Source organism: Streptomyces albiaxialis, from assembly GCF_039530985.1.
Classification (GTDB): domain Bacteria; phylum Actinomycetota; class Actinomycetes; order Streptomycetales; family Streptomycetaceae; genus Streptomyces; species Streptomyces albiaxialis.
The window spans coordinates 646,574-659,682 of record NZ_BAAAPE010000007.1; the positions used below are offsets into that span (position 1 = coordinate 646,574).

Consider the following 13,109-nt stretch of genomic DNA (forward strand, 5'->3'; position numbering starts at 1 on the left):
GATGACGGACCTGCCCACGGTCGAGCTGACGTTCCGGGGAGAGCTGGCGCCGCCCGAGGAGGGCGACACGGCGGCCTGCGTCTCGCTCTCCCCGCACGGCGAGCCGGTCGCGCTGTGGACGGCGCCCGCGGACCACGGGGAGCAGATCGCCAAGGACATCCTGCCGAACGGGGTGGGGGTGCCGAGAACGCGTCTGGACGGCGGCGTTCCGATGCGGTTCGTGACCTACGGGCCGGAGCCGGTGGTGACCGCGCTGGAGACCGCGCTCGCCGTGCCGCGCGCCCAGCCGCTCTCCGGCGGCCGGGTCCTGGTGGTGGGCGCGCGCTGCGTGTATCACCCCGAGGAGGGTCCGGAGCGCAACGCCGAGATCCACGGCGCGGACGGACGCCTGCTGGCGCGGGGCACGTTGGGCGACGGGATCGCCGGCATCCGCACGGACGTGGCCGACGGCATCTGGGTGAGCTACTTCGACGAGGGCATCTTCGGGAACAACGGCTGGGGCGGCCCGGACGGTCCGGAACCGATCGGCTCCGACGGCCTGGTCAGGTTCGCCGACGACCTCACACCGGACCGCCCACTCCCCGGTGACGGCCCCTGGGGGCTGCCCGCCGAAACCCCCCGCGTGGCCCTGGAGTCCACCACCGTCTGGACGTCCTTCCACAACATGCGCGAACGCGTCCTGGTCCGCTTCGACCCGTCCGAGGGCGCGGGGCCCCGCCGCGGCTGGAGCCTGGAGGGGACGGGCGGCGGCTGGGCCGTTCCGCTGGGGCGGGACCGTACGGTCGCCCAGGTGGGCGGGGAGGACAGGCACGACGTGCTGACGTACACGACGCTGGAGGACGACGGCCGGGCCGTCCCCGGTGCGCGCTACCGCCTGGCCCTGCCCGGCGGCGGGGCGCTGGGGAGGTTCTCGGGCCACGGACACGCGGGCGTCCTGCACGTGTTCAGCGGGACGACGTGGTGGAGCGCCGACCTCAGTGAGCCTGCGCGGGAGCGCCGTACCAGGTGAGGGACCACACGATGAGGCCGAGGACGGCCATCATCACCAGGAACGCGGTCCAGCCGACGAGACCGATCGAGAAGGCACCCAGCAGCCCGTGGACGACGGCGCAACTGATCAGGACGATACGGAAGAAGCCCAGCGGCGACTTGTCCCGCACGGCGCTGCGGGCGAGTATCAGCGCGCAGCCGGCGAGATAGCCCCCGATGAGCGCGGCGCCGATCCAGGCGGACACCGTCATCGCCCGAGGATCGATTCCCGCCAGCGACATGTCCTGCGCGTCAACGACCTTGCCCAGGAAGAGGTTGACCAGTACGAGGACGACCGCCTCCAGGGTCAGCGCGAGCGCCGCGGCGGCGGCGACCGTTCTCCTGTGCCCCAGTCTCTTCACGGCGCGCACGCTACTCACGGGTACGGGCCGGGGCAAGGGGTGGGACGCAGCGCAAAGTTTCTTCCAGCGTTTCATAGGGATCCCACAAAGAAGACGCCCCGGACCGGGGGTGGAGGCACAGAGAGCAAGACCACATCCCGGGGGCGGCGGGCGAACGCCAAAACCCGGCGTACCTTGGAACGACGGGGGACGAGGCTCCCGTGGTACCGACGGGTGACACTCTGTGTGGGCAAGCTCACCCCCCTTGGCGGCTCGGCGTGGGGTGTCGCCAGTACCTAAACTCAGCTTGTTTCAAGGAGGGAGCCATCGTGCGCAAGGTGCTCATCGCCAATCGCGGCGAGATCGCGGTCCGCGTGGCCCGCGCCTGCCGGGACGCGGGAATCGCGAGCGTCGCTGTATATGCCGAGCCGGACCGGGACGCGCTGCATGTCCGTGTGGCCGATGAGGCATACGCCCTGGGCGGTGACACCCCGGCGGCGAGCTACCTGGACGTCGCCAAGGTGCTCAAGGCCGCCGCCGACGCGGGCGCGGACGCCGTCCACCCGGGCTACGGGTTCCTCTCGGAGAACGCCGAGTTCGCGCAGGCCGTGCTGGACGCGGGGCTGACCTGGATCGGTCCGCCGCCGCACGCCATCCGCGACCTGGGCGACAAGGTCGCCGCGCGCCATATCGCGCAGCGCGCGGGCGCCCCGCTGGTGGCGGGGACCAAGGACCCGGTCTCGGGCTCCGAGGAGGTCGTGGCGTTCGCGGAGGAGCACGGTCTGCCCATCGCCATCAAGGCCGCCTTCGGCGGCGGCGGTCGCGGCCTGAAGGTCGCCCGCACGCTGGAGGAGGTCCCCGAGCTGTACGACTCGGCGGTGCGCGAGGCCGTGCAGTCCTTCGGCCGCGGCGAGTGCTTCGTCGAGCGCTATCTGGACCGTCCCCGGCACGTGGAGACGCAGTGCCTGGCGGACAAGCACGGGAACGTCGTGGTCGTCTCGACCCGCGACTGCTCCCTCCAGCGCCGTCACCAGAAGCTCGTCGAGGAGGCCCCCGCGCCGTTCCTGACGGAGGAGCAGAACGCCGAGCTGTACCGCGCGTCGAAGGCGATCCTGCGCGAGGCGGGGTACGAGGGCGCGGGCACCTGCGAGTTCCTCGTCGGCCAGGACGGCACGATCTCCTTCCTGGAGGTCAACACCCGCCTGCAGGTCGAGCACCCGGTGACCGAGGAGGTCGCGGGCATCGACCTGGTGCGCGAGATGTTCCGTATCGCCGACGGCGAGGAGCTGGGCTACGACGACCCGGCGCTGCGCGGTCACTCCTTCGAGTTCCGCATCAACGGCGAGGACCCGGGCCGCAACTTCCTCCCGGCGCCGGGCACCGTGACCACCTTCGCCCCGCCGACCGGTCCCGGCGTCCGGCTGGACGCGGGCGTGGAGTCCGGCTCGGTCATCGGCCCGGCCTGGGACTCGCTGCTGGCCAAGCTCATCGTCACCGGCTCGACCCGCCGCCAGGCCCTGGAGCGGGCGGCGCGGGCGCTGGACGAGTTCACCGTCGAGGGCATGGCCACCGCGATCCCCTTCCACCGCACCGTGGTCCGGGACGCCGCGTTCGCGCCGGAGGTCGACGGGCGCGAGGGTGAGCCGTTCGACGTCCACACCCGGTGGATCGAGACGGAGTTCGTCAACGAGATCCAGCCCTACGCGGCGCCCGGCGCCGGCGTGGAGGAGGAGACCGACGACGAGGGCTCCCGCGAGACCGTCGTCGTCGAGGTCGGCGGCAAGCGCCTGGAGGTCTCGCTGCCCTCCTCGCTGGGGATGCCGCTGGCCCGTGCCGCGATCGAGGGCGGGGCGCGCAAGCCGCGCCGCAAGGCCGCCAAGAAGTCCGGCTCCGCCGCCTCCGGCGACGCCCTCGCCTCCCCGATGCAGGGCACGATCGTCAAGGTCGCCGTCGAGGAGGGCCAGCACGTCGAGGAGGGCGAACTCGTCGTCGTCCTGGAGGCCATGAAGATGGAGCAGCCGCTCAACGCGCACCGCGCGGGCACCGTCAAGGACCTCAGCGCCGAGATCGGCGCCTCGATCTCGTCCGGCGCGGTCATCTGCGAGATCAAGGACTGACCTCGGGGACCGACCTCGGGGACCGACCGGGCTCAAGGGCCGTACGCCCGGGTGCGCCCGCCTCTTCCGTACGAGGCGGGCGCACCCGGGCGTTGTCGCTCCTGTCAGCGGCGGCGGGGAGCCAGGTCGGCGACCCGGGGGGACTTCGCCGGCGCCGGTCCGTCCGGCAGGGACGTCGCGCTCCGCAGTTGCGTCGGCGGCGGGGGTGTGGAACTCCCGCCTCCGCCCGGCGGACCCGGATTCCGCCGGGGCCCCGGCATCTGGACGTCCCGCATCTCGCGCCGTTCCTCACCCGCCGGGGGCGGTGCGGAGCGCACCGGTCCCGCGACGGCGATCTGCACGCCCCGGTCGGCCAGCGCCTGAAGCTCCGTCTCCGCACGGTCGTCGTGCGGCGGCGGCTCGTCCGTGACCAGACGGGTGATGAGATCCGTCGGCACGGTCTGGAACATCGTGTCGGTTCCGAGCTTCGTATGGTCGGCCAGGACCACGACCTCCGCGGCGGCCTGCACCAGCGCCCGGTCCACGCTCGCGGAGAGCATGTTGGACGTGGACAGGCCGCGCTCGGCCGTCAGCCCGCTCCCCGAGAGGAACGCGCGGGAGACGCGCAGCCCGTGCAGGGACTGCTCGGCACCGCTGCCGACCAGCGCGTAGTTGGAGCCGCGCAGGGTGCCTCCGGTCATGACGACCTCGACCCGGTTGGCGTGTGCCAGCGCCTGGGCGACCAGCAGCGAGTTGGTGACGACGGTCAGGCCGGGGACGCGCGCGAGGCGCCGCGCCAGCTCCTGCGTCGTCGTCCCGGCGCCGACGACGACGGCCTCGCCCTCTCCGACGAGGCCCGCGGCGAGATCGGCGATGGCCGTCTTCTCCGCGGTCGCTAGATGGGATTTCTGTGGGAAGCCGGATTCCCGGGAGAAGCCGCCCGGGAGCACGGCACCGCCGTGTCGGCGGTCGAGCAGTCCTTCTGCCTCCAGCGCCCGTACGTCACGACGCACGGTCACTTCTGAGGTCTGGACGACGCGGGCCAGCTCACGGAGCGAGACGGCCCCGTTAGCTCGCACCATTTCAAGGATCAATTGACGACGTTCCGCAGCGAACACGAAACTGACAGTAACGCCAACGACCGTCTGCTTTCAGCAGTTTGCGCCGATTAACAGAAGTTGTTCGTACGCGGACCCCTGATGTGGTAGAGGGCCCCACCCGGCGCCGTCCTGGCTACTCCGCGGTCTTCCGCGTGTGGAGCTGGCGCGCGACCTCGGCGATCGAGCCGGTCAGGGACGGGTACACAGTGAAGGCGTTCGCGATCTGTTCCACTGTCAGATTGTTGTCGACCGCGATCGAGATGGGGTGGATCAGCTCGCTGGCCCGCGGCGCGACGACCACGCCGCCGACCACGATGCCGGTCCCGGGGCGGCAGAAGAGCTTCACGAAGCCGTCGCGGATGCCCTGCATCTTCGCGCGCGGGTTGCGCAGCAGCGGCAGCTTCACGACGCGCGCGTCGATCTTCCCGTTGTCCACGTCCGCCTGGCTGTAGCCGACGGTGGCGATCTCCGGGTCCGTGAAGACGTTCGCGGAGACGGCCTTGAGGTTGAGCGGCGCCACCGCGTCGCCCAGGAAGTGGTACATCGCGATCCGGCCCTGCATCGCGGCGACGGACGCGAGCGCGAAGACGCCGGTGCAGTCACCCGCCGCGTACACCCCGGGCGCCGACGTACGGGAGACCTTGTCCGTACGGATGTGCCCCGACTCCTTGAGCACGACCCCGGCCTCCTCCAGGCCCATGTCCGCCGTGTTCGGCACGGCGCCGACCGCGACGAGGCAGTGCGAACCCGTGATCGTACGGCCGTCCTGGAGGGTGACCTCGACACGGTCGCCGACCCGTCCCTCCTTGCCCGCCTTCGGCGAGGAGGGTCCCTGATACGAGCCCGGCACACGTTTCGCGGACGCCGCCCGGGAACGGCTCATCACGTTCATCCCGCGCCGCCGGAAGACGTCCTCCAGCACCGCCGCCGCGTCCGGGTCCTCGCCCGGCAGCACGCGGTCGCGCGAGGAGACGAGGGTGACCTGCGAGCCCAACGCCTGGTAGGCGCCCGCGAACTCGGCACCGGTCACGCCGGAGCCGACCACGATCAGCTCCTCGGGCAGCTCCTCCAGGTCGTACACCTGCGTCCAGTTGAGGATCCGCTCGCCGTCGGGGAGCGCGTCGGGGATCTCGCGGGGGTGCCCGCCGGTGGCGACGAGCACGGCGTCGGCCGTCAGCTCCTCCTGCGAGCCGTCGGCGGCGGTCACGGTGATGCGCCGCGACCCGTCCGTGGCCTGCCCCGGCTCCAGCCGCCCGCGCCCGCGCATCACGCGCACGCCCGCGCGGGTGACGGAGGCCGTGATGTCGTGCGACTGCGCCAGCGCGAGGCGCTTCACCCGGCGGTTGACCTTCCCCAGGTCGACGCCGACGACCCGCGCCGGGTCGTCCGGGTCGTGCGTCGTGTCCTCGACGCGGATGCCCAGCTCCTCGTACGAGGAGTCGAAGTTCGTCATCACCTCGGCGGTGGCGATGAGCGTCTTGGACGGCACGCAGTCGGTGAGCACCGAGGCCCCGCCGAGCCCGTCGCAGTCGACGACGGTCACCTCCGCGCCGAGCTGCGCCGCGACCAGCGCAGCCTCGTATCCGCCAGGTCCGCCACCGATGATCACGATCCGAGTCACATACTCCATTGTCCCGCACGCGACAGGGGATCACCCGGCGGGGTTCGCGTCGGCCGGGGCGCACGTGAAAGAGAGGACCGTGCCCGTCGGCGTACCCTCGTGCGCATGTCGCTCTATGCCGCCTACGCCGGCAACCTCGACGCACGGCTCATGGCACGCCGCGCCCCGCACTCCCCGCTGCGCGGCACGGGGTGGGTCACCGACTGGCGGCTCACCTTCGGCGGCGAGCACATGGGGTGGGACGGGGCGCTGGCCACGGTCGTCGAGGCGCCCCGCGCGCAGATCTTCGTCGCGCTCTACGACATCGCGCCGATGGACGAGGACTCCATGGACCGCTGGGAGGGCGTCGGGCTCGACATCTACCGGCGGATGCGGGTGCGCGTGCACACCCTCGACGGCGACGAGCCCGCGTGGTGCTACGTCCTCAACGGCTACGAGGGCGGGCTGCCCTCCGCCCGCTATCTCGGGGACATCGCCGACGCCGCCGAGTCCGCGGGCGCCCCGCACGACTACGTCATGGAGCTGCGGAAGCGGCCGTGCTGAGGTCCGTCGCGTAGTGCGCGAGCGCCGCGCGGTACTCCCGTACGGAGGGGTCGTCGCTGGTGTCGGCGAGGAGGACCAGGAGCAGGCGCATGGCCTCCTCGTGCGCGCCCGTGTTGTGCAGGGCCATCGCGAGGAACGCGCGCAGCGCGCCGTCCTCCGGGTAGGCCGCGGCGGCCTCGCGCAGCAGGGCGACGGCACGCTCGTGCGCGCCGAGCACGCGGTACGTGCTGCCGAGGCCGAGCAGCGCGCCCCGGCGGTCGTCGTCGGTGAGCGGCGGGGCCTCCGCCGCGAGCGCGCGCTCGTAGAAGGGGACCGCCTCCCGCTCCAGGCCGAGCACGTCGTGGGCCCAGGCGGTCTGGTAGGCGATCTCGGCGTCGTCCGGGTGGCGCGCGCTCAGCGTGAGCAGCCGCTGCCGCGCCGCCTCGCGCTCCCCCGCGCCCCGCAGCCGTACGGCCTCGGCGAGCGCCTCGTCCCTGCTGTCCGGCTCGTCCCCGCTGTTCGGCTCGTCCACAGGCGCGGAGTCTACGGGCGCGCGGACGCGCCGGGGTCGGCGCGTCCGTCGAGCGCCGCGGCGATCCTCGCGGCGACGTCCCGCCAGTGGGCACGCTGCCGCTCGCGCTCCTCCCGCGAGGCCATGCGCTCCTGGTGGAGGCGGAGGACCGCGCGGGTGCCGTCCCCGGCCGGGGAGACGGCCACCTGGACGGTCGTCGGGCCGTAGGTGACACGGATGCGGTCGCCCGGCCGATAGCCGCGGACCTCGCCCTCGACGCCGTCCGCCGTGCGGTACGGGGCGCCGCGCTCGGGCGTCAGCTCCGCGCCGGGGCCGAGCCACAGGGCGAGGCCCTCGGGGCCGCTGACGAACTCCCAGACGGCGGACGGCGGATGGGGCAGCGTGCGGGAGACGCCGATCTGCCATCCCGCGTCCTTGGTGAGTCCCGTGGGGCGTGCGCGCATCTTCCTCACCTCTCTTCTTGTTCGTCTTCCTGTTCGCCCGCGCGGCGCTCGCGGCGCTCGCGCAGGGCGCGGACCTTGTGGCGGTTGCCGCAGCGCTCCATCGAGCACCAGCGGCGGCGGCCGGGGCGCGACGTGTCCACGTAGACGAGCGCACAGTTCTCGCCGGAGCAGACCCGCACGCGGTGCGCGTACGGCCCCGTCAGCAGCTCGACCGCGTCGCGCGCGACCGTGGCGAGCAGCCGGGTGCCGTCGGCGGGCGCGGCCCAGCGCCGCTCGGCGCCGTCCGGGGCGAGGACGGGGGCGAGCGGGGGACACGCCGCCGCCTCGTTGAGCACGGTCACGTCGGCGGCGGCCGGGCGCTCGCCGTGCGCGCGGGCCGTGGCGGCGCGGAAGAGGGCGTCGCGCAGCTCGCGCGCGTCCGCGACCTGCGCCGCGGATATCTCCAGCGCGGGCGTCGGCGTCAGCCGGGAGCGCTCGGCCCACGCGGCGAGGTCCTCGGGGGCGTGCAGCGCCTCGTACCGCCTGTACGGCCCCGGGCCGCCGGTCGTCAGCAGCTCCAGGCTGAGCGCGCCGGGATCGAACCGGAAGGGCGCCCCGGTGAAGGGACGCATCAGCATCCCGGTGCTTGCCGTCGAGTCCATGTAACCAGTATAACCAGTTACATGACGGCACTGAACTGGAAACTGGTCATCGACGCCCAGGACGCCCCCGCGCTCGCGGACTTCTGGGCCGCCGCGCTGCAGTACGAGGTGGAGGACCCGAGCCCTCTCATCGGGCAGCTCCTGGCGGCGGGACACATCGGCGAGGACGTGGTCACCGAGCACGGAGGCCGGAAGATCTTCCGGGGGTACGCCGGGATCCGGCACCCGGAGGACCCCTTCGACGAGGCGAGCGGCGTGGGCCGGGGGAGGCGGCTGCTCTTCCAGGACGTGCCGGAGGGCAAGACGGTCAAGAACCGCCTCCACGTCGACGTCCACGCCGGACCCGAGGGCACGGACGCGCTCGCCGACCGCCTGGAGAAGCTGGGCGCCACCCGCGTCCGCGAGATCGACAAGGGCATGGCGGGACGCTGGTGGCTCATGCGGGACCCGGAGGGCAACGAGTTCTGCGCCGCCTGAGCCCGGGCCCGGGCCCGGGCTGGCCCCTATGCCGTGATGCCGTTACGCCGTACGGCCCGTGGTGGAGGCGAAGCCGAGCCAGGTGTGGCGGTTGTTCCACCAGCACCAGCCGGCCTTGGGGGCGCCGCGCCGCTCGCGGCCGTCGCGCCCGGTGCCGTTGCTGATCCACAGCGCGGGCGTACGGGCGTCGAACGTGCCGTTCGCCTTGCGCAGCCGGGAGCCGATCGTCATGAAGCAGCGGTTGCGCTCCAGCGCCGCGGGCTGCTGGAGCACCCAGTGGACGCCCTCGCTCAGCAGCATCGGGCTCCGGCCCCGCCCGGCCAGCTCGGGCAGGGCCTCCTGCGGGCTCCAGTTGGCCAGGTCGTCGCCGCGGTCCGGGGCGCCCACCAGATAGAGGGGCCCCGGCCCCTCGGGCAGCTCGATGCCGCAGGGCGCGAAGTCGTCGATGTCCGCCATGTCGGTCACGACGAAGCCGGGCTTGCCCCCGCGGTCGAGCAGCGGGACGAGGGCCGAGGCGGGGACCCGGTCCGGGTGGACGGCGAGCAGGGCGCCGCCGTCACCCCCGCCCTCGCCCTCGCCCGCGCCGTCGGCCCCGGCGGCCCCGGCGGCGCGGGCGGCGAAGCCGCGCACCTCGTCGGCGGACACCCCCGCGAGCCGGTGCACCCCCAGCTCGACCAGGCGTTCCGCCTGAACGGCGAGCGGCGGGAGCGGCGGGAGGGCGGGGGTGGCGGTGTCGGCCGTGGGGCTTGCCTGCATGGATCCTCCGTGGTGGGTGCGGGTGGTGGGCGTGACGGACGTGACGGACGTAAGGGGGCCGTGGCTCAGGACTGCTCCGTGGCCCACTCGACGAACTGGATCACGAGGCCGTTGGGGTCGGTGACCTGGAAGAGGCGCTCGCCCCACGGCTCCTCGCGCAGCGGCATGGTGATCGCGACACCCTCCTCGCGCAGCCGCCTCTCCTCGGCCTCGATGCCGGTGAGGGTGAAGGCGAGGATCGTGCCGGACGCGCGCCGGTCGCGCTGCTCGGGCGGCAGGACCTCGGTGCCGCGGGCGAGCAGGACGATGTCGGCGGCGGCGTCGGGCCGGGTCAGCGAGGCGAAGCCGTCGGCGGCGGCCTGCTCCACGTAACCGAGGTGGGCGGTGAGGAACTTCTGCGAGGCGGCGACGTCGTCGACGGTGAAGGAGAGGGTCGTCGTGGTGATCTGCACGGGTGGACCTCCTGGGAGTACGTACGTCGCCCAATGGAAAACTTGCGACGGACGTAAACTTAGCGCGGCACCCTCGGGGGTGTCAACATAAAAATGCGTCGAGGGTAAGATTGCTCCATGAGTATCGACGCCACCGCCGCGCAGACGCCCCCGGCCGGGCTGCGCGAGACCAAGAAGCAGGAGACCCGTCAGCTCCTCTCCGACGCCGCCACGCGCCTCTTCCTCGACCAGGGCTTCGAGCGGACGACCATCGCCGAGATCGCCGCCGCCGCGCGGGTGGCCAAGAAGACGGTGACCAACTACTTCCCGCGCAAGGAAGACCTGGCCCTGGACCACCAGGACGCGTTCGTCGGCTCGCTGGCCCGGACGGTGGCCGACCGCGCGCCGGGCGAGTCGGCGCTGACGGCCCTGCGCCGCGCGTTCGCCGAGGCGGCCGACACCACCGACCCGGTCGCCGGGTTCGCCCCCCGCGACTTCGCCCGGATGATCGCCGACAGCCCCACCCTGACGGCCCGCCTGCGCGACCTGCACGACCTGCGCGAGGCCGCGCTCGCCGAGGCCCTCGCGAAGACGACCGGGGTCGGTGCTGGTGCCGACGCCGGAGCCGACACCGGTGCCGGAGCCGACGCCCGTCGTGGCGATCTCGCGGCGCGGACCGCCGCGGCCCTGTTCGGCGCGGTGCACCGCATGCTGTTCGAGCGCGTCCAGCGGCTCACCCTCGACGGGCGGGACGCCGCGGAGATCCGCGCCGACGTCACGGCGGCGGCCGAGCACGCCTTCGCCCTGCTGGAGCCCTCCCTCGGCGACTACGCCACCGCCTGATCCTCCCCCGGCGCGGCGCGCCGGAGCGCGACGAGGGCCGCGTCGTCGCCGAGGCTCCCGCCGCCGTGGGCGAGCAGATCGGCCTTGAGACGCCGTACGAGCGTCTCGGGGCCGTCGCCCGCCCAGCCCGCGAGCCGTTCGGCCAGCGGGTAGAAGGCGCCCGCCGCGTCGCGCGTCTCGATGACGCCGTCCGTGTAGAGGAGGAGCAGGTCGCCGTCCTCCAGCGGGAAGGTGTCGGCCCGGTACCCGGAGGTGGCGAACTCGCCCAGGCCCAGCGGGGGCTCGGGCGCTTCCGAACGGAGCGTGACGACGTGGCTGCCGCGCAGCAGCAGCGGGGGCGGGTGGCCGCAGTTGACCACGCGGACCTCGTGCCCGCTGTCGGGGATCTCCACGACGGCGGCGGTGACGAAGTCCTCGCCGCCGTCATGGGCCCCCGCGCCCCCGGCGTACCCGGTGTCCCCCGCGAACCCCTCGGCCTCCGCGAGCCCGCGGCTGACGCTCCGCTCCAGGTACGCCGCGAGTCCGGACACGTCGGCGTGGCAGTGCGCCGCTTCCCGGAAGGCCCCGAGCAGCAGCGCCGCGTCGCTGACCGAGTCGAGCCCCTTCCCCCGTACGTCGCCGATGAGGAGCCGGGTCGTCGCCCCGGGCCGCGCCGCCGCGAACAGGTCGCCGCCGACCTGGGCCTCGGCGTCGGCCGCCAGATAGGCGGAGGCGACGCGGAGCGGGCCCAGCCGAGGGGGCAGCGGGCGCAGCAGCACCCGCTGCACGGCCTCGGAGACCGACCGCACCTGGGACATCTCCCGCCGCTGCCGCTCGCGCAGCAGTACGAAGAGCGTGACGACGCCGGTGACGAGGAGGAGCGCGACGGCCTGCGTCTGGTGGTTGAGCGTCAGCCAGCCGCGCCGGGTGACCCCGATCCCGAGCTGCACGGCCGCCGCGAGGGTGCCGACCGACGCGACGAGCCAGGGTCCGCCGAAGGCCGCCGTCACGGCGGGCGCCGCCACGAGCAGGGGCCCGAGGTGCACCTCGGGCGGGGCGAGGATGTCCACGACCGCCACCACGGCGATCAGTCCCAGCGGCAACGCCAGCAGCGCGTACCGCCGCTGCCCGGACGACCCGCCCGCACCTCCGGTACGCCCATATGCCCACATCGTCCCTGTATATCCCGCCCCCGACCACCCCCGACGCCCCCCACGCCGACACATCCCAGGGCACCCCGCGGCACACCCCGAGGGCCGGATCCCCACACGGGGCCCGACCGGGGCCCGCCGCACAGGCAAGATCCCCGCACAGGGGCGCACGACGTGCCCGGCGAGCCCACCAGGGGACCAGGTGATCGTCCGACGCGCCGGCGAGGGGCCCTGTGGCATCGTCCTGACTTCGCCACGCCGTCTACGCGCGTAGGCCGAGACGGGCTACGCTCGTCGCGTGAACGCATCTCCCACTACGCACACCGACGACGACCCGTACCGCTCCGCCGACGCCGCCGCCACGCGGCTGCGGGAGCTGACCGGGGCCGACAGCCATGACGTCGCCCTTGTGATGGGCTCGGGCTGGGTGCCCGCGGCGGACGCGCTCGGCGAGCCCGAGCACGAGTTCGCGGTGACCGAGCTGCCCGGCTTCCCGCCCCCGGCCGTCGCGGGCCACGCGGGCACCATCCGCTCGCACCGCATAGGCGACAAGCGCGCGCTCGTCTTCCTCGGCCGTACGCACTACTACGAGGGCCGCGGCGTCGCCGCCGTCGCGCACGGCGTGCGGACCGCCGTCGCCGCCGGCTGCAAGACGGTCGTCCTGACCAACGGCTGCGGCGGGCTCCGCGCGGGCATGCGCCCCGGCCAGCCGGTCCTCATCAGCGACCACATCAACCTCACGGCCACCTCGCCCATCGTCGGCGCGAACTTCGTCGACCTCACCGACCTCTACTCCCCCCGGCTGCGCACGCTCTGCCAGGAGATCGACCCGTCCCTGGAGGAGGGGGTCTACGTCCAGCTCCCGGGGCCGCACTACGAGACGCCCGCCGAGATCGGTTTCCTGCGCACCATCGGCGGAGACCTCGTGGGCATGTCCACCGTTCTGGAGGCCATCGCGGCGCGCGAGGCGGGGGCCGAGGTGCTCGGCGTCTCCCTCGTGACGAACCTGGCCGCCGGGATGACGGGCGAGCCGCTCAACCACGAGGAGGTGCTCCAGGCCGGCAAGGATTCCGCGACCCGCATGGGGGCACTCCTCGCACAGGTCCTGGAGCGGGTCTGAGCCCGGCACTCCCCCACTACGAGAGGT

The 13,109-nt window shown here is 73.5% G+C and carries 15 protein-coding genes; 6 read left to right on the forward strand and 9 right to left on the reverse strand.

The genetic code is table 11. The annotated features are described in order from the left end of the window. Nucleotide 1: 1 nt before the first annotated feature. A complete protein-coding gene (locus tag ABD343_RS13950; protein WP_344527716.1) occupies nt 2-1,009 on the forward strand; it encodes a hypothetical protein in 1,008 nt (335 codons plus the stop codon). On the opposite strand, the gene ABD343_RS13955 is transcribed toward ABD343_RS13950, so the two are convergent. Further along, nucleotides 975-1,391 (reverse strand): hypothetical protein, encoded by a 417-nt coding sequence (locus tag ABD343_RS13955; RefSeq protein WP_344527717.1) that lies wholly within the window; start codon nt 1,389-1,391, stop codon nt 975-977. The two genes, ABD343_RS13950 and ABD343_RS13955, sit on opposite strands and share 35 nt — an antisense overlap. A gap of 308 nt (nt 1,392-1,699) precedes the next feature. On the opposite strand from ABD343_RS13955, the gene ABD343_RS13960 reads away from it, so the two are divergent. Then, nucleotides 1,700-3,487, forward strand: a complete 1,788-nt coding sequence (locus ABD343_RS13960; protein WP_344527719.1) for an acetyl/propionyl/methylcrotonyl-CoA carboxylase subunit alpha — start codon at nt 1,700-1,702, stop codon at nt 3,485-3,487. Nucleotides 3,488-3,591: 104 nt separating this feature from the next. Here ABD343_RS13960 and ABD343_RS13965 read toward each other — a convergent pair whose 3' ends face one another. Together ABD343_RS13965 and ABD343_RS13970 are read right to left on the reverse strand one after the other, a co-directional pair. Continuing rightward, on the reverse strand, nt 3,592-4,548 hold the full coding sequence (locus ABD343_RS13965; RefSeq protein WP_425578173.1) for a DeoR/GlpR family DNA-binding transcription regulator: 957 nt from the start codon (nt 4,546-4,548) through the stop codon (nt 3,592-3,594). 151 nt (nt 4,549-4,699) lie between these two features. Then, nucleotides 4,700-6,196, reverse strand: coding sequence for an NAD(P)H-quinone dehydrogenase (locus tag ABD343_RS13970; protein ID WP_344527722.1), 1,497 nt, complete (start codon nt 6,194-6,196; stop codon nt 4,700-4,702). A 96-nt stretch (nt 6,197-6,292) separates the two neighbouring features. On the opposite strand from ABD343_RS13970, the gene ABD343_RS13975 reads away from it, so the two are divergent. Beyond that, a complete protein-coding gene (locus ABD343_RS13975; RefSeq protein ID WP_344527723.1) occupies nt 6,293-6,730 on the forward strand; it encodes a gamma-glutamylcyclotransferase family protein in 438 nt (145 codons plus the stop codon). Here ABD343_RS13975 and ABD343_RS13980 read toward each other — a convergent pair. From ABD343_RS13980 to ABD343_RS13990, 3 genes are read right to left on the reverse strand one after another with little or no spacing between them, the layout of a single operon-like run. Beyond that, nucleotides 6,702-7,241, reverse strand: a complete 540-nt coding sequence (locus ABD343_RS13980; protein WP_344527725.1) for a tetratricopeptide repeat protein — start codon at nt 7,239-7,241, stop codon at nt 6,702-6,704. The genes ABD343_RS13975 and ABD343_RS13980 overlap by 29 nt on opposite strands. An 11-nt stretch (nt 7,242-7,252) precedes the next feature. After that, nucleotides 7,253-7,684: an SRPBCC family protein gene (locus ABD343_RS13985; RefSeq protein WP_344527727.1), complete on the reverse strand. Its 432-nt coding sequence runs from the start codon at nt 7,682-7,684 to the stop codon at nt 7,253-7,255. A 5-nt stretch (nt 7,685-7,689) separates the two neighbouring features. Next, complete coding sequence (locus tag ABD343_RS13990) at nt 7,690-8,325, reverse strand: CGNR zinc finger domain-containing protein (protein WP_344527729.1); 636 nt, start codon at nt 8,323-8,325, stop codon at nt 7,690-7,692. A 21-nt stretch (nt 8,326-8,346) separates the two neighbouring features. On the opposite strand from ABD343_RS13990, the gene ABD343_RS13995 reads away from it, so the two are divergent. After that, a complete protein-coding gene (locus ABD343_RS13995; protein ID WP_344527731.1) occupies nt 8,347-8,802 on the forward strand; it encodes a VOC family protein in 456 nt (151 codons plus the stop codon). A 42-nt stretch (nt 8,803-8,844) separates the two neighbouring features. Here the strand turns inward: ABD343_RS13995 and ABD343_RS14000 are convergent, their stop codons facing one another. Both ABD343_RS14000 and ABD343_RS14005 read right to left on the reverse strand, forming a co-directional pair. After that, a complete protein-coding gene (locus ABD343_RS14000; RefSeq protein WP_344527733.1) occupies nt 8,845-9,558 on the reverse strand; it encodes a DUF5701 family protein in 714 nt (237 codons plus the stop codon). A 65-nt stretch (nt 9,559-9,623) separates the two neighbouring features. Continuing rightward, nucleotides 9,624-10,010 carry a VOC family protein gene (locus ABD343_RS14005; protein ID WP_344527735.1) on the reverse strand — a complete coding sequence of 129 codons (387 nt, stop codon included), beginning with the start codon at nt 10,008-10,010 and terminating at the stop codon, nt 9,624-9,626. Between the two features lie 117 nt (nt 10,011-10,127). On the opposite strand from ABD343_RS14005, the gene ABD343_RS14010 reads away from it, so the two are divergent. Next, on the forward strand, nt 10,128-10,832 hold the full coding sequence (locus tag ABD343_RS14010; RefSeq protein ID WP_344527737.1) for a TetR/AcrR family transcriptional regulator: 705 nt from the start codon (nt 10,128-10,130) through the stop codon (nt 10,830-10,832). On the opposite strand, the gene ABD343_RS14015 is transcribed toward ABD343_RS14010, so the two are convergent. After that, the gene (locus ABD343_RS14015; protein ID WP_344527739.1) at nt 10,817-11,983 is read right to left on the reverse strand and encodes a PP2C family protein-serine/threonine phosphatase; all 1,167 of its coding nucleotides are present in this window, start codon (nt 11,981-11,983) and stop codon (nt 10,817-10,819) included. The genes ABD343_RS14010 and ABD343_RS14015 overlap by 16 nt on opposite strands. A gap of 277 nt (nt 11,984-12,260) precedes the next feature. Between ABD343_RS14015 and ABD343_RS14020 the strand changes: the two genes are divergently transcribed. After that, nucleotides 12,261-13,082 (forward strand): purine-nucleoside phosphorylase, encoded by an 822-nt coding sequence (locus ABD343_RS14020; RefSeq protein WP_344527741.1) that lies wholly within the window; start codon nt 12,261-12,263, stop codon nt 13,080-13,082. The last annotated feature ends 27 nt before the right edge of the window (nt 13,083-13,109 follow it).

Coding starts and splice junctions, on each gene's coding strand:
- ABD343_RS13950 (WP_344527716.1), top strand. CDS start 2: ATGACGGACCTGCCCACGGTCGAGCTGACGTTCCGGGGAGAGCTGGCG.
- ABD343_RS13965 (WP_425578173.1), bottom strand. CDS start 4,548: ATGGTGCGAGCTAACGGGGCCGTCTCGCTCCGTGAGCTGGCCCGCGTC.
- ABD343_RS13970 (WP_344527722.1), bottom strand. CDS start 6,196: ATGGAGTATGTGACTCGGATCGTGATCATCGGTGGCGGACCTGGCGGA.
- ABD343_RS13975 (WP_344527723.1), top strand. CDS start 6,293: ATGTCGCTCTATGCCGCCTACGCCGGCAACCTCGACGCACGGCTCATG.
- ABD343_RS13985 (WP_344527727.1), bottom strand. CDS start 7,684: ATGCGCGCACGCCCCACGGGACTCACCAAGGACGCGGGATGGCAGATC.
- ABD343_RS13990 (WP_344527729.1), bottom strand. CDS start 8,325: ATGGACTCGACGGCAAGCACCGGGATGCTGATGCGTCCCTTCACCGGG.
- ABD343_RS13995 (WP_344527731.1), top strand. CDS start 8,347: ATGACGGCACTGAACTGGAAACTGGTCATCGACGCCCAGGACGCCCCC.
- ABD343_RS14000 (WP_344527733.1), bottom strand. CDS start 9,558: ATGCAGGCAAGCCCCACGGCCGACACCGCCACCCCCGCCCTCCCGCCG.
- ABD343_RS14010 (WP_344527737.1), top strand. CDS start 10,128: ATGAGTATCGACGCCACCGCCGCGCAGACGCCCCCGGCCGGGCTGCGC.
- ABD343_RS14015 (WP_344527739.1), bottom strand. CDS start 11,983: ATGTGGGCATATGGGCGTACCGGAGGTGCGGGCGGGTCGTCCGGGCAG.